The sequence below is a fragment of the Limnohabitans sp. TS-CS-82 genome (assembly GCF_002943475.1).
In genome coordinates this window covers 916,611-936,582 of the sequence record NZ_PTQX01000001.1, presented here as the reverse complement: position 1 = coordinate 936,582, position 19,972 = coordinate 916,611, and the positions used below count along the sequence as shown (strand labels likewise).

The 19,972-nt window shown below is 56.4% G+C and carries 20 protein-coding genes and 2 rRNA genes; 20 read left to right on the top strand and 2 right to left on the bottom strand.

Annotation, left to right across the window (positions count from 1 at the left end):
• Positions 1-470 (top strand): 23S ribosomal RNA (locus C5F52_RS04540); the annotation flags it as partial.
• 113 nt (positions 471-583) lie between these two features.
• A 5S ribosomal RNA gene (rrf, locus tag C5F52_RS04535) occupies positions 584-696 on the top strand.
• Between the two features lie 59 nt (positions 697-755).
• Here the strand turns inward: rrf and C5F52_RS04530 are convergent.
• Entirely contained in the window at positions 756-1,673 is a 918-nt protein-coding gene (locus C5F52_RS04530) for an MBL fold metallo-hydrolase (protein ID WP_104797088.1), read from the bottom strand.
• A 181-nt stretch (positions 1,674-1,854) separates the two neighbouring features.
• On the opposite strand from C5F52_RS04530, the gene C5F52_RS04525 reads away from it, so the two are divergent.
• The 18 genes from C5F52_RS04525 to C5F52_RS04440 all read left to right on the top strand — a co-directional run bounded on the left by C5F52_RS04525 (position 1,855) and on the right by C5F52_RS04440 (position 18,902).
• Positions 1,855-2,580: a GNAT family N-acetyltransferase gene (locus C5F52_RS04525; RefSeq protein WP_236657710.1), complete on the top strand. Its 726-nt coding sequence runs from the start codon at positions 1,855-1,857 to the stop codon at positions 2,578-2,580.
• 69 nt (positions 2,581-2,649) lie between these two features.
• Entirely contained in the window at positions 2,650-3,534 is an 885-nt protein-coding gene (locus C5F52_RS04520) for an HlyC/CorC family transporter (protein ID WP_236657709.1), read from the top strand.
• Between the two features lie 3 nt (positions 3,535-3,537).
• Positions 3,538-5,172 (top strand): apolipoprotein N-acyltransferase, encoded by a 1,635-nt coding sequence (gene lnt, locus C5F52_RS04515; protein WP_104797085.1) that lies wholly within the window; start codon positions 3,538-3,540, stop codon positions 5,170-5,172.
• A 64-nt stretch (positions 5,173-5,236) separates the two neighbouring features.
• Positions 5,237-6,142 (top strand): glycine--tRNA ligase subunit alpha, encoded by a 906-nt coding sequence (glyQ, locus tag C5F52_RS04510; RefSeq protein ID WP_104797084.1) that lies wholly within the window; start codon positions 5,237-5,239, stop codon positions 6,140-6,142.
• 17 nt (positions 6,143-6,159) lie between these two features.
• Positions 6,160-8,289: a glycine--tRNA ligase subunit beta gene (gene glyS / locus C5F52_RS04505; protein ID WP_104797083.1), complete on the top strand. Its 2,130-nt coding sequence runs from the start codon at positions 6,160-6,162 to the stop codon at positions 8,287-8,289.
• Between the two features lie 15 nt (positions 8,290-8,304).
• Positions 8,305-8,898 (top strand): D-glycero-beta-D-manno-heptose 1,7-bisphosphate 7-phosphatase, encoded by a 594-nt coding sequence (gmhB, locus tag C5F52_RS04500; protein WP_104797082.1) that lies wholly within the window; start codon positions 8,305-8,307, stop codon positions 8,896-8,898.
• Positions 8,898-9,644 (top strand): 1-acyl-sn-glycerol-3-phosphate acyltransferase, encoded by a 747-nt coding sequence (locus tag C5F52_RS04495; protein WP_104797081.1) that lies wholly within the window; start codon positions 8,898-8,900, stop codon positions 9,642-9,644. Before gmhB ends, C5F52_RS04495 begins: the two co-directional genes overlap by 1 nt.
• A gap of 10 nt (positions 9,645-9,654) precedes the next feature.
• Entirely contained in the window at positions 9,655-10,650 is a 996-nt protein-coding gene (locus C5F52_RS04490; RefSeq protein ID WP_104797080.1) for a M48 family metallopeptidase, read from the top strand.
• Between the two features lie 60 nt (positions 10,651-10,710).
• Positions 10,711-11,142: a MerR family DNA-binding transcriptional regulator gene (locus C5F52_RS04485; RefSeq protein WP_104797079.1), complete on the top strand. Its 432-nt coding sequence runs from the start codon at positions 10,711-10,713 to the stop codon at positions 11,140-11,142.
• Positions 11,139-11,570, top strand: coding sequence for a PaaI family thioesterase (locus C5F52_RS04480; protein ID WP_236657708.1), 432 nt, complete (start codon positions 11,139-11,141; stop codon positions 11,568-11,570). Before C5F52_RS04485 ends, C5F52_RS04480 begins: the two co-directional genes overlap by 4 nt.
• A 17-nt stretch (positions 11,571-11,587) precedes the next feature.
• A complete protein-coding gene (locus tag C5F52_RS04475; RefSeq protein ID WP_104797078.1) occupies positions 11,588-12,769 on the top strand; it encodes an isovaleryl-CoA dehydrogenase in 1,182 nt (393 codons plus the stop codon).
• Between the two features lie 29 nt (positions 12,770-12,798).
• On the top strand, positions 12,799-13,467 hold the full coding sequence (can, locus tag C5F52_RS04470) for a carbonate dehydratase (protein ID WP_104797077.1): 669 nt from the start codon (positions 12,799-12,801) through the stop codon (positions 13,465-13,467).
• Between the two features lie 48 nt (positions 13,468-13,515).
• Positions 13,516-14,697 carry an acetyl-CoA C-acyltransferase gene (locus tag C5F52_RS04465; protein WP_104797076.1) on the top strand — a complete coding sequence of 394 codons (1,182 nt, stop codon included), beginning with the start codon at positions 13,516-13,518 and terminating at the stop codon, positions 14,695-14,697.
• A 9-nt stretch (positions 14,698-14,706) separates the two neighbouring features.
• On the top strand, positions 14,707-15,837 hold the full coding sequence (locus C5F52_RS04460; protein WP_104797075.1) for an acyl-CoA dehydrogenase family protein: 1,131 nt from the start codon (positions 14,707-14,709) through the stop codon (positions 15,835-15,837).
• A gap of 68 nt (positions 15,838-15,905) precedes the next feature.
• A complete protein-coding gene (locus tag C5F52_RS04455; RefSeq protein WP_104797074.1) occupies positions 15,906-16,781 on the top strand; it encodes a cupredoxin family protein in 876 nt (291 codons plus the stop codon).
• 7 nt (positions 16,782-16,788) lie between these two features.
• Positions 16,789-17,193, top strand: coding sequence for a YchJ family protein (locus C5F52_RS04450; protein ID WP_104797073.1), 405 nt, complete (start codon positions 16,789-16,791; stop codon positions 17,191-17,193).
• 62 nt (positions 17,194-17,255) lie between these two features.
• Positions 17,256-17,915 (top strand): HAD family phosphatase, encoded by a 660-nt coding sequence (locus C5F52_RS04445; RefSeq protein ID WP_104797072.1) that lies wholly within the window; start codon positions 17,256-17,258, stop codon positions 17,913-17,915.
• A gap of 15 nt (positions 17,916-17,930) precedes the next feature.
• On the top strand, positions 17,931-18,902 hold the full coding sequence (locus tag C5F52_RS04440) for a magnesium and cobalt transport protein CorA (RefSeq protein ID WP_104797071.1): 972 nt from the start codon (positions 17,931-17,933) through the stop codon (positions 18,900-18,902).
• Positions 18,903-18,926: 24 nt separating this feature from the next.
• On the opposite strand, the gene C5F52_RS04435 is transcribed toward C5F52_RS04440, so the two are convergent.
• Positions 18,927-19,970, bottom strand: coding sequence for an AraC family transcriptional regulator (locus tag C5F52_RS04435; protein WP_201746951.1), 1,044 nt, complete (start codon positions 19,968-19,970; stop codon positions 18,927-18,929).
• Between the last annotated feature and the right edge of the window lie 2 nt (positions 19,971-19,972).

Here is a 19,972-nt window from a genome sequence, read left to right as displayed (position 1 = left end):
CCGATAGTGAACTAGTACCGTGAGGGAAAGGCGAAAAGAACCCCGGGAGGGGAGTGAAATAGATCCTGAAACCGTATGCTTACAAAAAGTAGGAGCCCGCAAGGGTGACTGCGTACCTTTTGTATAATGGGTCAGCGACTTACATTCAGTGGCAAGGTTAACCGAATAGGGAAGCCGTAGAGAAATCGAGTCCGAATAGGGCGAATTAGTCGCTGCTCCTAGTACGAGAGGACCGGAGTGGACACACCTCTGGTGTATCGGTTGTCACGCCAGTGGCATTGCCGAGTAGCTATGTGTGGAAGAGATAACCGCTGAAAGCATCTAAGCGGGAAACTCGTTTCAAGATGAGATCTGCCGGGGCCTTGAGCCCCCTAAAGAGTCGTTCAAGACCAGGACGTTGATAGGTCAGGTGTGGAAGCGTAGTAATACGTTAAGCTAACTGATACTAATTGCTCGTGCGACTTGACCCTATAACTTTGATCTATTGATCAAGGAAGTTATGCCAAGTGACGCATTCAAAATAAATCTGATATTGCTCTATGAATTCGTTGCCTTGATTTGATCAAGGTGACAACAAGTTATGCCTGATGACCATAGCAAGTTGGTACCACTCCTTCCCATCCCGAACAGGACCGTGAAACGACTTAGCGCCGATGATAGTGCGGGTTCCCGTGTGAAAGTAGGACATCGTCAGGCTATTACAGCCTCAGAAACCCCCGCTCGATTGAGTGGGGGTTTTTGTTTTTGTGCTTCGATTAATTAATATTGATGATATGTTCATCATCCATTGCGCAGGCGCAGCTTTTCTCCAAACTTTTACATAAGTCAAAGAACCAAGCGTCAAAGCTTTTATCTTCTGCATATTTCTCAAAAAGCATTTTCAGATATTGTGTAGCATGTCCCCACATCAAAAAATCCACCAATTTAATTCGTTGGAATTCGAGTAATTTGAATTTCAAAAGTACTTTTGCAGCGTAACTTGCATGCTTGTCAGGAGCTTTTTTAAATTGATCTAATCGGCTTCTTGCCCGATCAATTGCATCTGATACATCTGAGAACGCTGAGCCATGTCCCGGTAGTACGAGTTTGGGGTTTAAGTTTTCAATAATATTTAACGTAGATTCAACTTCATCAAAGGCGCTGACGCCTTCTATTTCAGGGAAAACAACACCAAAACCGTTCTCCCAAAGCGCATCAGCAGAAATTAAAACGCCTGCAGACTCGTTAAAGATAACCACAGAGTGCGGGTCATGGCCTGGTGCTACGTGGATGCGCCAAATCTGGTTATTGAGAACCACGGCATCACCATCTTGCAGTGACGCGGTTCGTTTGAAGGGTGGGCAGTGCTGACCTGTCGGCACATAAGTCAGTACCTGAGGATTCCAGTCGTCCACAAATTCAGCGTGCCCAGGGGGGATGTATGTTTTCAGCGCTGGGTAAATCGCTTGGAGATGGGCATTGCCACCGCAATGATCGCTGTGCAAATGCGTATTGATCAGCATCGTCAGTGGCTGCTGATGCAAAGCGGTAGAAATCAATGCGTGCGTCTGTTCAGCGTGTGTCCAATAGCCACTGTCTATGAGAATGGCTTGTTCTGAGTCCTGAATTAGGATGTTGTTAGAGGACAGCCATCCTCTTTCAAAAAAGGTAACGCCAGCGGGTAGTGAATGCATAGGGCAATGAAAAACATGCAGTCAGTCTGCACTTACGATGTCATTTTGACAGCAAGTTCAAAAGCAAACCCATACGTCCAGTGCTAAACGTTACAGCTTATCAATTTTGATAATTTAGAGTGGTCACCCTAAACCGTGTCAGATAACTGAAAGCATGAGGGAAAACCCGTACAATGATTCCATGTCACTCGTACAAACTCTTGCAAAAACCACCATTCAAGGGGGAAGACAAATGCTGCGCTTCACCGGTGTATCGCAAGAGCAACTCCGTAAAACCGAAGGGGTTTTAATCCCCATTGCGCCGCTTGGCGTGGAGCATTTGTCTCAGATCTTGAAGCATCTGCTCACATTATCTGAGCATGACCGCTATTTGCGTTTTGGCTACACCGCGACAGATGAGCATGTTGAGCGTTATGTCAACGGGTTAAATTTCGATCGCGATGAAATTTACGGCATTTTCAATACCGATCTCGAAATCATCGCGATGGCGCATTTGGCGCTCATCAAAGATCCAGGACGTGACTTCAGTTCTGAATTCGGTGTTTCTGTTGCCGCGCATGCACGTGGTCGAGGCTATGGCGCTCGCTTGTTTGAACGCGCTGTGATTCATGCCCGCAACGAAAAGGTGTACCAGATGTACATCCATGCCTTGAGCGAAAACGCCCCCATGATTCGCATCGCTCGTAAAGGCGGCGCCAAAATCGAGCGCGATGGCTCAGAAACAGAAGCCTATTTGCGTTTGCCTAAGCGTGACTTGGACAGCCGTGTCACAGAGTTTGTGGCCGACCAGTACGCCAAAACCAACTACAGCATCAAAGAAGATGCCAAGCGTTTCTGGAACTTTCTGTCCAAAGTCCAAGAAATTCGCGAAGGCGTGCGCGATGCGCGCCACCAAGCAGCGGAATAAGTGAATAGCCCAGTGACATGGGCTATGCTTAAGGCTTGTGAGACTCCCGCAGCTTTTCGCTGCAACACTGTGATACCCCCGCAATCCCGAGATATCGAAAAGCAAGACAAGCGCAGCTATTGGCAACGCTTGCTCGAGTTCATTCACCCAGGTCCTGATTCCCGCGAAGAGCTGCTCGATGCGCTCTCGGATGCAGAAGACAACCAAGTCATCGGTGCAGAAAGTCGCCTCATGCTCGAAGGCGTGCTGCGCATGGCCGACTTGACCGCTGGTCAAGTCATGGTGGCAGCGCCACGCATGGACCTCATCAATCTCGATGCACCGATTGAAGAAAGCCTGCATCAGGTGATCGACACCGGCCACTCTCGCTTTCCCGTCTACGAAGGCGAGCGCGACAACTTGGTGGGCATTTTGCTAGCGAAGGACTTGCTCAAGTTCCAACGTGCACCGGCTCTGAACATTCGCACCTTGTTGCGCCCGCCGGTTTTCATTCCCGAAAGCAAAGGACTGAACGACTTGTTGCGTGAGTTCCGCAATACACGCAATCACATGGCCTTGGTGGTCGATGAGTTTGGCCGTATCGCAGGACTCATCACGATTGAAGACGTGCTCGAACAAATCGTGGGCGACATTGAAGATGAGTTCGACAGTCAAGAAGACGTGGGTGATATCTTTGCGCTGGCAGATCAAACCTATCGCGTCAGCGGTGATGCATCGCTTGAGCGCGTTGGCGAGGCATTTGGCACCCATCTCGAAGTCACCGCAGCAGAAGCGTCTGATGACACGCACTTCGACACCATTGGTGGTTTCATTGCACACGCCATGGGTCATGTCCCGCGCCGCGGAGAACACTTTGAAATCAACAAGCTACGTTTCGAGGTGTTGCACACCCGCGGCGGTGCTGTGAAGTGGTTCAAGGTGTACCCAGCCCCTGAAGACAAAGCGCCGCAATAAGGCATGCAACACAGCGCACAAACCACACGGCGATGGCCTATCAGTCCGCACGCTACAGCCGTCTTGTTGTTGGCAGGGATTGCCCAAGCGCTGTCGCTCGCGTGGCCATTTGACGGTGCATTCAAAGGCAACGCACAAGGCTGGCTGCAATGCCTGAGCTTGGCCGTACTTGCCTTCCACGTTGACCGAAGTCAGTCAGGTAAAGAGGCGTTTGTCAAAGCGTGGGTCTTTGCGTTGGCATGGCTCGCTGGCAGCATTTGGTGGCTGTTCATTTCGATGCATCGTTATGGCGGGTTGCCAGCTCCCGTGGCAGGCTTGGCTGTTGGCTTGATGGCTGCTGGCTTGGCGTTGTTCTACGCAGCTGCTGCAGGCATGTATCACGCCATATGCAAAACGGGTGTAGGGGTGCTGCCGCGTGCTGGTGCTTTTGCCGCGGTTTGGGTGTTGGCCGAGATGGTGCGTGGCACGCTTTGGACGGGTTTTCCGTGGGGCGCTGTGGGCTATGCACATGTGGATAGCCTGTTGCAACACTGGGCACCTTGGATGGGCGTTTATGGTCTCTGTGCTTTGTCTGCCTTCATGGCGATGGCTGTGGCAGCCGAAAGAAAACATAACCGCCCCACCACCCTTGCAACACAACTCGTCGTTGCTGCGATCGTGGCGGTGCTGGGCTACACATGGTTCATGTCGCCAAGCCAACGTGTGGATGAGGAGGCGCTCTCCAAAAAGCCCCTCAGCGTCACCTTGCTACAAGGCAACATCCCTCAAGATTTGAAATTCGGAGAAGGCGTCAGCCTTGCGCTGCGTGACTACCGAGAAGCATTGCTGTCAAGCACCAGTGACCTCACCGTCACGCCAGAAACTGCGATTCCACTGATTCAGCAGCAAATGCCTGACCACTATTGGAGTCAACTGGAAACGCATTTTTCTAAAGGAAAACAAGCAGCGCTCATCGGGCTGCCTCTGGCGCAGCGAAGCGAACAAGGTCAGTTGCAATACAGCAACTCAGCCATCGCGCTGATGCCGCAAACCACCCCGACATCGACCGCCAGCTACCAGTACGACAAACACCACTTAGTCCCCTTTGGGGAGTTTGTGCCACCGCTCTTTCAGTGGTTTGTGCACATGATGAACATCCCGCTAGGCGATTTCAACCGTGGCGATGTGGCGCAGCCAAGTTTTGTGTTCAAAGGCGAGCGCATCGCCCCCAACATTTGTTACGAAGATTTGTTTGGCGAAGAGTTGGCGCGCAGCTTTGCTGACCCAGACAAAGCCCCCACCTTGATGGTCAACCTCAGTAACATCGCGTGGTTTGGCGACACCGTGGCGATTGACCAGCATTTGCACATCTCCCGCATGCGCGCCTTAGAGCTAGGCCGACCCATGCTTCGTGCCACCAACACGGGCGCTACCGCCATCATCAATGCCCAAGGTCAAGTCACGCATCGCCTGCCCAGCGCCGTGCAAGGTGTCCTGACCGCTGAGGTCTATGGCGTGCATGGGCCCATCACGCCCTATGCTCAATGGGTATCGGTTTGGGGGCTTTGGCCGCTGGCGGGCTTCGCGGTACTGACCTTATTGATCGTGGCAGCCATGGCACATGCATCTAGGCACGGCCAGAGGCGTTTCGGCCCGTAAAATCAGAGGTTTGCGGGCGTATTGACCTGCAGTCTAAATTGCCAGCGTCTGCTGGCCACTTTGCATGCTGACTTTTCAAGAAATCATTCTCACACTCCAGTCCTACTGGGCCAAGCAAGGCTGCGCCTTGTTGCAACCCATCGACATGGAGGTCGGTGCGGGCACCTCGCACACCGCCACGTTCTTGCGGGCCTTAGGCCCAGAGCCCTGGAAGGCTGCTTATGTGCAACCTAGCCGCCGCCCCAAAGATGGTCGTTATGGTGAGAACCCCAACCGCTTGCAGCACTACTACCAATACCAAGTGGTGTTGAAGCCCGCGCCCAGCAACATCTTGGAACTCTATTTGGGCTCGCTCGAAGCGCTCGGCTTTGACCTCAAGAAAAACGACATCCGCTTCGTCGAAGACGATTGGGAAAATCCAACCTTGGGCGCATGGGGCTTGGGCTGGGAAGTTTGGCTCAACGGCATGGAAGTCACGCAGTTCACCTACTTTCAACAAGTCGGCGGGATTGATTGCAAACCCATCACCGGCGAAATCACCTACGGCCTTGAGCGCTTGGCCATGTACCTGCAAGGCGTGGACAACGTCTACAACCTGCAATGGACCGATGGCTTGACGTACGGCGACGTCTACAAACAAAACGAAGTGGAGCAATCCACTTACAACTTCGAGCACAGCGATGCCGAGTTCTTGTTCACCGCTTTTGGCGCGCACGAAAAACAAGCGCAGCACCTCATGGGCGCACAGCTCGCATTACCCGCTTACGAGCAAGTGCTCAAAGCCGCGCATACCTTCAACTTGCTAGACGCACGTGGCGCCATCAGCGTGACCGAGCGTGCCGCCTACATCGGTCGCATCCGTAACTTGGCGCGCGCTGTGGCGCAAAGCTATTACGAAAGCCGCGAGCGCTTGGGCTTTCCCATGGCCCCTCGCGAGTGGGTGGAACAAATGCCAAAGAAGACCGCTTGAGCGTAGGACACAAGAACATGACGACACAAAACCTACTCATCGAACTCTTCGTGGAAGAGCTGCCTCCCAAGGCTTTGCAAAAACTCGGCGACGCTTTTTCTAGCGTGCTGTTTGACCAACTCAAGGCTCAAGGCTTGACTGCTGCCAATTCAGCCGTGACAGCCTACGCATCGCCACGCCGTTTGGCCGCGCACATCACCGCAGTGTCGGGATTGGCTGCTGACAAAGCTGTGCAGCAAAAACTCATGCCCGTCACTGTGGGCTTAGATGCCGATGGCAACGCCACCCCCGCCTTGCTGAAAAAGCTGCAAGCCTTGGGCGCAGGCCCTGAGGCAGTGGCACAACTCAAACGCGCACCTGATGGCAAAGCAGAAGCCTTGTTCTACGACAGCATCGTCAAAGGCGCGAGCTTGGCCAATGGCCTGCAAAAAGCTTTGAGCGAAGCCATCGCCAAATTGCCCATACCCAAAGTGATGAGCTACCAGCTCGAAACCGATTGTGAATTGCCAGGCTGGAGCAGCGTCAACTTTGTGCGCCCCGCGCACAGCTTGATCGCCTTGCACGGCAGCACTGTGGTGCCTGTCAAAGCTTTGGGCTTGACGGCTGGCAACAGCACACAAGGCCATCGCTTTGAAGCCAAGGTGTCACCCGTCGTGTTGGCCAATGCCGATGTGTACGCTGACACACTCGCCAAAGACGGCGCTGTCATCGCCAGCTTTACCGAACGCCGTGCTGAGATTGCACGTCAACTCGAAGCCGCCGCAGCCAAAGTCGGCGGTGGTGTGAAGGCGATTGAAGACGCAGCTCTCTTGGATGAAGTGACGGCCTTGGTCGAACGCCCCAACGTGTTGGTGTGTGAGTTCGAAAAACAATTCCTCGACGTGCCGCAGGAGTGCCTCATCCTCACGATGAAGGCCAACCAGAAATACTTCCCGTTGCTCGATGCAGCAGGCAAATTGACTAACAAGTTCTTGGTGGTCAGCAACATCACACCCGATGACGCCTCAGCTGTTACAGGCGGTAATGAACGCGTCGTGCGCCCACGTTTGGCCGATGCCAAATTCTTCTTTGACCAAGACCGCAAAAAGACACTCGCTTCGCGTGTGGATGGTTTGGCCAAAGTCGTGTATCACAACAAACTCGGCACCCAAGGCGAGCGCACCGACCGCGTGCGCGCCATTGCCAAAGGCATCGCGGCTTTGTTGCCGCAAGCCAAAGACGCCGCCTTTGTGTCAGCCGTTGACGCCGCTGCACAGCTGGCCAAGACAGATTTGCTGACCGACATGGTGGGCGAGTTCCCCGAGTTGCAAGGCATCATGGGCGGCTACTACGCCCGTCACGATGGCCTGGGCGAGGACGTGGCACAAGCCATCGAAGACCACTACAAGCCCCGCTTTGCTGGCGACGAATTGCCACGCAACACCGTCGGTGTGGTGGTGGCTTTGGCCGACAAGTTAGAGACCTTGGTAGGCATGTTTGGCATTGGCAATTTGCCAACGGGCGACAAAGATCCGTTTGCGTTGCGTCGTCACGCTTTGGGCGTGGTGCGCATGTTGAGCGAAGCTAATTTGGATGTGGCCTTGGACGCGCTGATTGCACAAGCCATTCCCGCATTCGGCGACAAAATCACTGACCCTGCTGCGGCTTTGTCCTCGTTCATTTACGACCGACTCTCCGGCGGCTTGCGTGAGCAAGGTTACTCGGCACAAGAAGTTGAAGCGGTGTTGGCCTTGCGCCCACAACGCTTGAGTGATGTGGCCAAGCGCCTCATGGCAGTCCGCGCCTTCGCAGCTTTGCCCGAAGCTTCGGCTTTGGCCGCCGCGAATAAACGCATTGGCAACGTGCTCAAAAAAGCAGGTGAGGTCGATGCACACGTCAACACCGCCTTGTTCAAAGAAGACGCCGAGCAAGCCTTGTACGCGGTCATGCAAAAGTTGTTGCCTGAATCCGAGGCGCAGTTCAATGCAGGTGACTACACCGCATCGCTGCAAACTTTAGCGACGCTGCGTTCGCCTGTGGATGCGTTCTTTGACGACGTCATGGTCAACGCCGAAGAGATGGACTTGCGTTTGAACCGCCAAGGCATGTTGAAGAAACTGCATGAAGCCATGAACCGCGTGGCCGATTTGTCTGCACTCGCTTCTTAACGTCGAAGCCCAGCCATGCAAACCAAACTCGTCATCCTCGACCGCGACGGCACCATCAATCAAGACAGCGACGACTATGTCAAGTCGGCGGCTGAGTGGATCCCACTGCCAGATGCACTCGAAGCGATTGCGCGTTTGAACCATGCGGGCTGGCATGTGGTGGTCGCATCCAACCAATCCGGCTTGGGTCGTGGTTTGTTTGATGTGGCCGCTTTGAATGCCATGCACACCAAGATGCACAAGCTCTTGGCTGCTGCAGGTGGCCGCATCGATGCTGTGTTTTATTGTCCGCACAGCCCCGAAGAAACATGCAACTGCCGCAAGCCCTTGCCCGGCTTGTACGAGCAAATTGGCGAGCGCTATGGCATGGACCTCAAGGGCGTGCACACCGTGGGCGATTCGCTGCGCGACTTGCAAGCCGGTGCGGCTGTGGGCTGCGCCACGCATTTGGTGCACACCGGCAAAGGCGCCAAGCTCAAAGGTCAAACCTTGCCCGCTGACTTTCCGCAAGGCACGTTGGCACATGCCGACCTCAGCGCGTTTGCCGACTGGTTGCTGGCTCAGCCCGAGTCAGCCGCCAAAACCAACAAAGCAGGAGTCCACTCATGATGGCCATGCTCCGTTCAACGCTGCACATGGCGTTCATGTTTGTCACCGTCATCCCGTACACCTTGCTCATCTTGCTGGCGCGTTTGTTGGGCGCCAAGGGCAATGTGCGTTACGGCTTTGCGCAAAAGTGGCTCACGCTCAGCATCGATGCTGCACGCGTCCTCATGGGCATTCGCTATCAAGTGCACGGCCAAGAAAACTTGCCTGTGGGCGAAACCAGCCCCGCCATTTTGTTGGTCAAGCATCAGTCCACGTACGAGACGTTTTTGATGCCGGCCATCATGCCGCACCCCTTGGCTTATGTGTTTAAAAAAGAACTGCTGTATGTGCCGTTCTTTGGCTGGTCCATCGGCAGCTTGGACATGATCCACATCGACCGCAGCCAACGCGCTAAAGCGTTTGCCAAAGTGGTGGAGCAGGGCCAGGCGCTGCTCGATAAAGGCGTGTGGGTCATCATGTTTCCAGAAGGCACGCGCATTCCTCGCGGTGAGCGCGGCATCTACAAAACAGGCGGCACACGTTTGGCCATTGCCACAGGCGCGCCGGTCATTCCAATTGCGGTGACCTCAGCCAAATGCTGGCCACGCAAAGCCTTCATCAAGACGCCAGGTGTGGTCGATGTATCAATTGGCAAACCAATTCCTAGCGAGGGTCGCGATGCCGACGAGCTGATGCGCGAAGTCGAAGCATGGATCGAATCCGAAATGCACCGCCTCGACCCCGAGGCCTACGTAGGCCAACTCTGAGCCCACACGCATGAGCCGCTTCTTGCAACTCGTGCTCGACATGTTCGATGGGGCCACCACCAAAGCCCTTCAAGGCCTCGGCGCAGACAAACGACCCAGTCCCAAAAAACGCCAGCCCCGCCAACCCAAACGGCTCAAGCCGCAAAGTTTGATGGGGGGCTTGCATCGCGATGCCAATGTCTTCCCCACAGCGCCTGCGCTTCATGGCCCGCACATGCCGTCCGAGCCTTTGGGTCAGGTGCTACCCAAAGCGCATTACGCGCACCCGCGCGCCACGCGTCGCATTCAACTTGGTACCACCGATGTGGCCTATGCCTTCAGGCGAGGCAAGCGTCGCACGATTGGCATGGCGATCGGGCCCGATGGCCTTGAGGTCAGCGCGCCGCGTTGGGTCACGCTGGGCGAGGTGGAATCTGCCCTGCACGAAAAAGCCGATTGGATTGCGCGCAAGCTGGTTGAGATGCAAGAGCGTCAGCAGCAGCTGGGTGCTGCTCGCATCGTGTGGGCGGATGGTGTGGTGTTGCCGTATTTGGGCGATCAGCTCAAAGTGGTGCTGGACTCTTCAAGCACGCTCAAAAAGAACAGCGCACAGTTTGAGCCCTCAGAGGCAGGCACGCACACCCTGCGTCTGGGCCTCCCCCTCAACGCCGAACCCCAACAAATCCGCGACGCTGTGCAAGCGTGGCTCATGCGCCAAGCCAAAGCCTTGTTTGTGGAGCGGCTCAACCACTACGCGCCGCAGCTGGGCGTGCAGTGGCAACGCGTGTCGCTCAGCAGCGCGGCCACGCGCTGGGGCAGTGCCAGTGCCAATGGGGCCATTCGCCTCAACTGGCGGTTGGTGCACCACAAGCGCGATGTCATCGACTACGTGGTGGCCCATGAGCTTAGCCATTTGCGCGTGATGGACCACAGCTCGCGGTTCTGGGAAACCGTTCAAAGCGTCATGCCCGATTACGCTCAACGCCGGCGAGTTCTTAAGGATGAACCCTTACCTCCGTGGTCTTGAGTTGGTTTTTGGAGATTTCCCGTCATAATTGACGTTTACGTAAACGTAAACAAGGAAATCATGGCGACCACCTATTCCATCAGCGACTTAGCACGTGAGTTTGACCTCACCACGCGAGCCATCCGTTTTTACGAAGACATGGGCCTGTTGCAGCCCGAACGCTCTGGCCCCGGCGGACGTAACCGTGTCTACAGCCACCGCGACCGCACGCGCCTCAAGCTCACCTTGCGTGCCAAACGCTTAGGGCTGTCGTTGACCGAGGCCAAAGACTTGATCGACATGTACGACAGCCCGCGCGACACCGGCCCTCAGTTGCAAAAGTTTTTGGTTGTGCTCGACGCGCACAAGCGTGAACTCGAAGCCCAAATGGCCGAAATATTGGCCAACCTCGATGAGGTGAAGGCGCACGAAAAAGAAGCCCGCACCTTGTTGGCCAAACAAGGCGAGAAATCTGCCAAGACAACCAAGACTGTGAAAGCGAGCAAGGCATGACACATCCTGAACTTCACGCCCGCATTGAAGCCAGCTTTGTGCGCCAAGGCATGATGCAGCACCTCGGCGCGCGCATCGTCTCTGTGGCCCCCGGCGAGGTGGAAATCGCGTTGCCCTATTCAGAGCGTGTCACCCAACAACAAGGCGGCTACCACGGCGGTGCCATGGGTGCTTTGGCCGACATCGCGGCAGGCTACGCAGGTCTCACTTGTGCAGCAGAAGGCCAAGAAGTGACCACGGTCGAATACAAGATCAACTTCCTCGCAGCCTTCTCTGGCGGCGAGCTACGCGCGCGCGGCCATGTGGTGCGTGCAGGCAAACGCCTCATCATCACCACCGCTGAAGTGGTGCACCTTGACGACAACGGTGGCGAATCGCCCTGCGCTTTGATGCAGCAGACCCTTGCCACCGTCAACAAAACCTACTGATCCAACGGAGACAAAACATGAACAACTTACCTGGCCTCAATTTCCAACTCGGTGAAGACATCGACGCCCTGCGCGATGCTGTGCGTGATTTCGCGCAAGCCGAAATCGCCCCCCGCGCTGCACAGATTGACCATGACGATCAATTTCCCATGGACCTGTGGCGCAAGATGGGCGACCTCGGTGTACTCGGCATCACCGTGGGCGAAGCGTACGGCGGCGCCAACATGGGCTACCTCGCCCACATGGTGGCGATGGAAGAAATCTCACGTGCCTCTGCCAGCGTGGGCCTGAGCTATGGCGCACACAGCAACTTGTGCGTGAACCAAATCAACCGCAACGGCACCGAAGCGCAACGTCAAAAGTATTTGCCCAAGCTCATCAGCGGCGAGCATGTCGGCGCTTTGGCCATGTCTGAACCTGGTGCGGGCTCTGACGTCATCAGCATGAAGCTTAAGGCTGAAGACAAAGGCGGCTATTACTTGCTCAACGGCAGCAAGATGTGGATCACCAATGGCCCCGACGCCGACACGCTTGTGGTCTACGCCAAAACTGAGCCCGAGTTGGGCGCACGCGGCGTGACCGCCTTCTTGATTGAAAAGGGCATGAAAGGTTTCAGCATTGCGCAAAAACTCGACAAGCTCGGCATGCGCGGTAGCCACACCGGCGAGCTGGTGTTCCAAAACGTCGAAGTGCCTGAAGCCAACATCTTGGGCGGCCTCAACATGGGCGCCAAGGTGCTGATGAGTGGCTTGGACTACGAACGTGCAGTGCTCACTGGCGGCCCTCTGGGCATCATGCAATCGGTGATGGACAACGTCATCCCCTACATCCACGACCGCAAGCAGTTTGGACAAAGCATTGGCGAGTTCCAGCTCATCCAAGGCAAAGTGGCCGACATGTACACCGTGCTGCAAGCTGGTCGCAGCTTTGCCTACACCGTGGCCAAGAACCTCGATTTGCTCGGCACCGACCACGTGCGTCAAGTGCGCAAAGACTGCGCCTCTGTCATTTTGTGGACCGCCGAAAAAGCCACGTGGATGGCTGGCGAAGGCGTGCAAATTTTTGGTGGCAACGGCTACATCAACGAATACCCATTGGGCCGTTTGTGGCGCGATGCCAAGTTGTACGAAATTGGTGCTGGCACCAGCGAAATTCGCCGCATGCTGATTGGCCGCGAGCTATTCGCCGAAACTTGTTAAGGAAATTGCGGCACTGCGACAATTGACGCATGAGCAAATCACTACAACACCTCTTTGATAACAACCGCGCTTGGGCGGATCGCATGGTTCAAGAGAATCCTGCGTACTTCTCACGTCTGGCCAACCAGCAAAACCCCAAGTATTTGTGGATTGGCTGTTCCGACAGCCGCGTGCCTGCCAACCAAATCACGGGCTTGGATCCAGGTGAGGTGTTTGTGCACCGCAACGTGGCCAACGTGGTGGTGCATTCCGATTTGAATGCGTTGTCCGTCATCCAATACGCGGTGGACGCCCTCAAGGTGGAGCACATCATGGTGGTGGGCCACTATGGTTGTGGTGGCGTGTTGGCAGCCACGCGTGGCACACGCGTGGGCTTGGCCGACAACTGGTTGCGCCATGTGCAAGACGTGCGCTTGCGCCATCGCCAACGCCTCAACCATTTGCCGCAAGCCGAGCTTGAATCGGTCATGTGTGAGATGAACGTCATTGAGCAAGTCGGCAACGTCGCCTTGTCCAACGTCATGCAAGACGCGTGGGGCCGTGGTCAAAAGGTGACCGTGCACGGCTGGATTTACGGCCTCGACAACGGCTTGGTCAAAGACCTCGGTGTGACCATGAGCCACGCCGGTGAAGTGGTCGATGTGTTCCGCAACGCTTTCAAACGCTACCCCCGTGGTGGCATGCTTCCCGCCGCGTGACCCTCGGGGTCGGCGCGGCATTTTTCTTTTTGTCATTTGGAGAAATTCATGTCCGACCCTATCGTCATCGTCAGCGCCGCTCGCACGCCTATGGGCAGCTTCCAAGGCGACTTCTCTAGCCTTGCCGCGCACGACCTCGGTGGCGCAGCCATCAAAGCCGCCGTTGAGCGCGCCGGTATCAACCCAGAGCTGGTGACTGAAGTGTTGTTTGGCAACTGCTTGATGGCCGGCCAAGGCCAAGCCCCTGCGCGTCAAGCGGCCTTCAAAGGCGGCTTGCCCAAATCTGCTGGCGCAGTGACCTTGTCCAAGATGTGCGGCTCAGGCATGCGCGCAGCGATGTTTGCGCACGACATGTTGATCGCAGGCACACACGATGTGTTGGTGGCCGGTGGCATGGAGAGCATGACCAACGCGCCTTACCTCATGCTAAAGGGGCGTGGCGGCTACCGCATTGGCCACGACCGCATCTTTGATCACATGATGCTCGACGGTTTGGAAGACGCTTACGAACCCGGCCGCAGCATGGGCACCTTTGGCGAAGACTGCGCGGCCAAATACAACTTCACACGCGCTGAGCAAGACGCCTTCGCCACCGCCAGTGTGCAACGCGCCAAGGCTGCCACCGAGAGCGGTGCCTTCGCCACAGAAATCACCCCCGTGACGGTGAAGACCCGTGCAGGCGACACCGTGGTGTCGATTGACGAAGGTCCAGGAAAAATCAAGCTCGACAAAATCACCTCGCTCAAGCCCGCGTTCAAAAAAGACGGCACCATCACCGCCGCATCTAGCTCGTCCATCAACGATGGTGGCGCCGCCATGGTGTTGATGCGCGAGAGTACAGCCAAGAAGTTGGGTTGCAAGCCCTTGGCCCGCATCGTGAGCCACGCCACCCACGCGCAAGAACCTGAATGGTTTGCCACGGCGCCTGTGGGGGCCACACAAAAAGCTTTGGCCAAAGCTGGCTGGAAAGTGGAAGACGTGGACCTGTGGGAAGTCAACGAGGCCTTCGCCGTGGTGCCCATGGCCTTGATGAAAGAACTCAACGTGTCGCACGACAAAGTCAACGTCAACGGCGGTGCGTGTGCTTTGGGTCACCCCATCGGCGCATCAGGTGCGCGCATCATGATCACGCTCATCCATGCGCTCAAAGCCCGCGGCCTGAAAAAAGGTTTGGCCACTTTGTGTATCGGCGGCGGCGAAGGCACAGCGGTTGCCCTCGAACTCGTTTAAGGACGCGCCATGTTGCTCACCCCCGACCAAACCATGATTCGCGATGCTGTGCGCGACTTTGCCCAGCAAGAGCTGTGGCCCAACGCTGCCAAGTGGGATAAAGAACACACCTTTCCGCATGAGGTGCACAAAGGCTTGGCCGCCCTCGGCGCTTACGGTATTTGCGTGCCCGAAGACTTGGGCGGCGCAGGCTTGGACTACACCACGCTCGCCATTGTTTTAGAAGAAATCGCCGCAGGCGATGGCGGCACCAGCACCGCCATCAGCGTGACCAACTGTCCCGTCAACGCCATCCTCATGCGCTACGGCAACGACGCGCAAAAGAAGCAATGGCTTACCGAATTGGCGCAAGGCAACATGCTCGGCGCGTTTTGCTTGACCGAGCCACACGTTGGATCTGACGCTTCCGCGCTGCGTACCACCGCCACCAAAGAAGGCGACGAATACGTCATCAACGGCGTGAAGCAATTCATCACCAGCGGTAAAAACGGCCACGTGGCCATCGTCATTGCCGTGACCGACAAAGGCGCAGGCAAAAAAGGCATGAGCGCGTTCATCGTGCCCACCAGCGCACCGGGCTACAACGTGGCCCGCCTTGAAGACAAGCTGGGTCAACACAGCAGCGACACCGCGCAAATCAACTTTGACAACTGTCGCATCCCCGCCGAAAACTTGATCGGCGCGGAAGGCGAGGGCTACAAGATTGCCTTGTCTGCTTTGGAAGGCGGCCGCATCGGCATTGCCGCTCAAAGCATTGGCATGGCGCGCAGCGCGTTTGAAGCAGCGCTGCAATACAGCAAAGACCGCGTGAGCTTTGGCACCGCCATCTTCAACCACCAAGCCGTGGGTTTCCGCTTGGCCGATTGCGCCACGCAGCTTGAAGCTGCACGTCAGCTCATGTATCACGCCGCCAGCTTGCGCGATGCAGGTTTGCCGTGTTTGAAAGAGGCGGCCATGGCCAAACTCTTTGCCAGCGAAACTGCAGAGCAGGTGTGCAGCGTTGCCATTCAAACCTTGGGCGGCTACGGTGTGGTGAGCGACTTCCCCGTCGAGCGCATTTACCGCGACGTGCGCGTGTGCCAAATTTACGAAGGCACCAGCGACGTGCAAAAAATCATCATCCAACGCGCCTTGGCTTAAATCCCCACGTCAGCCAAGGCTGGTGTGGTCTGCAGGACAATGGCGCCAGTTTAAAAACGGAGTTGTCCATGTCCTTTGCTACCAACCACACCGCCACGTTGCTCAAGTACGGTGGTATCAGTTTCATCGCCGGTGCTGTGAATCACGGTATGTTCAGCGAAACGCGCTCGGTCATCACCGCCTCATTCGGTGTGTGTTTTTACTTGTTAGGCTCGTGGTTGGAGATGCGTGTGCAAGACGCTCAGCGTCAAAGTTGGGCCGATGTGTTGGGTGTGGGCATTGTGTCGTCCATCGGCCTGGGCTTCTTCACGGGTGGCTTGCAACACTTTCCTGATTCGCCTGACCGCAGCTTGTGGGTGGTGCCTTTGGGCTTCACCTTGAGTTTGTTGGCCATGTACTACATGGATTGGCGCACGCGCATGTCGGTGAACCGCTTGATCACCTATGCCTTGTTTTCGATTGCAGTGGTCTCTGGAGCTTCGGCGTTGGCGTGGTCTCAACTGACAGGGCACCCTGCGGATGATCATGGCCACTCTCATGGCACGGCTGAAGTACAAAAGGCAGAAGTGCATGCGCATGGCAGTGACGTCAGCACACCTCTCGCCACACGCACCATCACCGTGACGATGAGCGATGACATGCGCTTCACCCCAGCGAATTGGCAAGCCACATCAGGCGAAACGGTGCGCATCCAGTTGGTCAATGCCGGCAAGGTGCGCCACGAGTTCATCATCGGCACGGAAGCTGAGTTGAAAGCCCATGCGGCGGAAATGAAAACGCCAAGCGCTGCACACCACCACGACAGCAACGCGGTCAGCGTGGATGCGGGCGCTCAAGGTGAATTGGTGTGGACGTTTACCGATGCTGGCGTGTTACACATCGCGTGCTTTGAGCCCGGTCACTATGACGCGGGCATGCGCGGCACGATTTCTGTTTTGCCCTGAGTCCGGTATGCGTGCCAGCGCTGCCTGCCCCTGCGGGCGAACGGATGCCAAGAAGCGTCCAACGGTCTACACCGATTGCTGCGGTCGTTTCGTGGCGCACTTTGACACCACACCTGCGCCAGATTCCGAACACCTCATGCGTTCCCGCTACAGCGCATTTGTGCACGATCAGGTCAACTACTTGCTCGCCACATGGCACAGCAGCACGCGTCCTGCGACGCTCGACTTTGATGCGGGCGCCAAATGGCTGGGCCTTGAGGTGCGCGAGCACAAGACCACAGGCGCTGACACGGCCGAGGTGGAGTTTGTGGCCCGCTATCGCTTGGACGGCCGAGCCGTGCGTTTGCACGAGCGCAGCCGCTTTGTGCGTGAAGACGGCCGCTGGTTTTACGTGGATGGCGACCAAAGCTAAAGCGCGATTCGCCGCGTGATGCATCAAACGACACTGCTACTCATCACACTGATAATCGGCGCATGACATTTGAAGCAGTTTTATTTGATTGCGATGGCGTGCTCGTCGACAGCGAAGCCATCACCTGCGGAGCGCTGCGTGACATGCTCGATGAAAACGGCTGGCGCTTGAACTTGGCTGAATGTATGGCGTACTTTGTAGGCCACACCGTGCGCAGCCGCGCTGACCTGATTGAAGCACATACAGGCAAGCCCCTGACCGACGCGTTCATGGACGAGTTCTATCGCCGTCGCAACATCCGCCTAGAAAACGACATCACCGCCATCGACGGTATTCACGATGCTGTGCGCCATGTGCATGAGCGTTGCGAAGGCCGCATTGCAGTGGCGTCAGGCGCAGACCGCTACAAGGTCGAGATGATGTTGCAACGCGTGGGCCTCGCGCAGTTCTTTGAAGGCCGTATCTTCAGCGGCCACGAAATGCCGCGCAGCAAACCTTTTCCCGATGTGTACTTGGCCGCAGCTGCGCATTTGCAAGCCGACCCTGAACGCTGTTTGGTGTTGGAAGACACCACTGTGGGCATTGCTGCTGGCGTGGCGGCAGGTGCGACCGTGTGGGCGTATGCGCCGCCGCTTGCGCCCACTGAAGTGCTGGTGCAAGCGGGTGCCAAACATGTGTTTGCGCACATGTCCCAACTGCCCGTGTTGTTTTCTGAAAATTAACCCAAGGGTGACAAGATGCTGATCAATTGCGTGGTCTACCAAGACGGACAGAAACTGGCAGACATCGACATTGCAGACATCAGCGATTGGCTGGCAAAGCCTGGATGTTTCATCTGGGTGGCCATGCGTGATGCCTCTGCGCAAGAGCTGCAAAAAATGCAGGAAGAGTTCGACCTTCACCCCTTGGCCATTGAGGATGCGGCACATGGGCATCAGCGTCCCAAGATTGAAGAATACGGCGAGACCGTGTTCATCGTCATGCAACTGTTAGAGATGCACGAGGGTGAGGTGCACGTGGGGGAGGTGCACGTGGGGGAGGTCGCTATTTTTGTCGGTCGCAATTTTGTGTTGTCTGTGCGGCGAGGTAGTCAGCAAAACTTTTTGGGTGTGCGTGAGCGTTGCGAGCGAGAACCCGAGTTGCTCAAACAGGGCTCAGGCTTTGTGTCTTATGCCTTGATGGACGCGGTAGTCGATCGCTATTTTCCTCTGGTCGATACGATTGAAGTGGCGCTGGAGGAGGTGGAGGCGCAAATTTTTGAACGAGGCGCAGCCCGTTGGAACATTGAGCGTCTGTATGCCTTGAAGCACCGCACCTCTACGCTGCGCCATGCTGTGGTGCCCTTGCTGGAAGTGGTGGGTAAGTTGCACGGCGGGCGCGTGCCTGCGGTGTGCATGGCCAGCCAAGAATATTTCCGCGATGTGCATGACCACTTGGCACGCATCAATGGTGCGATTGATGCCATCCGCGACACCATCGCCACTGCGATTCAGGTCAATTTGTCGTTGGTGACGATTGAAGAGTCTGAGGTCACCAAGCGCTTGGCCGCTATCTTTGCAGTGTCCACTGCGCTGGCCGGCATTTGGGGCATGAACTTTGAGGTGATGCCCGAGCTGAAATGGGCATATGGCTACCCCATGGCGTTGGGTGTCATTGGCTCAATTGCAGGCTTGTTGTATTGGCGCTTCCGTCGACGTGGGTGGTTGTGATCCGTGGCGTTATATGGCGTTGCGTTAGCGCAATTGCTGCTGGCGAAATGCTTCGGGTGATGTGCCTGTCCAGCTCTTGAACGCTCGGATGAAACTCTTTTCGTTCTGAAATCCTGCTGCCTCGGCCACTTGTTTCAGGGGCCGTGAGGTGCGCTGTAACTGCGCCATGGCCACATCGCGGCGCACCGCATCTTTGAGCTCTTGTAACGACGCACCTTCTTCTTTGAGTTGTCGGTGTAGCGTGCGGGCCGACATATTGAGCCAGGCGGCCAAGTCATCGGCGTTGCGGCTGTGCTCGGGGTGTTGGGCCAACGTTTGGCGCACCTTCTCCACCAACAAGCGGTCACGTCGATAGGGGCGCACGGTCAGCAGCAGGGCGCGTTGCAACATCTGTTGCAGGGCGGCTTCGTCGCGGCGCACGGGTAGTGCCAAGTAGCCCGCATCAAATTGCAAGCAGTTGGCTGGTGCGTTGAAGTGCGTGGGACCATCAAACAACACGCGGTAACTGTCGGCATGCGCGGGTGGTGCAAAGCGCAGGTGCGTGGCGGTCAGTGGGATGCGCGAATCGGTCAGCCAACAGGCCACCCCCAGCGCATTGCGCAGCACCGAGACCACGCAAAACTCGCGGAACACGCCGAGGTCTAGCACCTCATCCAGTTGCAAGGTCGCGATGCCGTTGCGTTCGGAGAGAGAGAGGCGAATGTCGTCGGTCAATAAACCGTGGTGCCTGCACCAGCGATTCAGCGCCACACCCAGCGTGGGCGAGGTGAGCGAGGCGCGCACCAACATGCCGTAGCTGCCCCAAGGCAGGCGGCGGCTGAACCAGCCTAGGCCTTCGTCGTCCAGCTCTTGCATGGCAATGCCCGATACCAACTCCATCTGCATGGCTGTGACGCGGGCGCTGTTTTTCTTGAGAAGTTTTGGCTCGATTTGTGCTCTCTTTAGCGCGTCGTCTATGCGCATCCCGCGCTGCGTGTAAGCGGCTGCAATCGCCTGAATAAATGCAATCGGCGTCTCAGCGCGGCCTTGCGCTGGCATTTGTTCGGGTGTTGAGCTAGGACTAACCATAA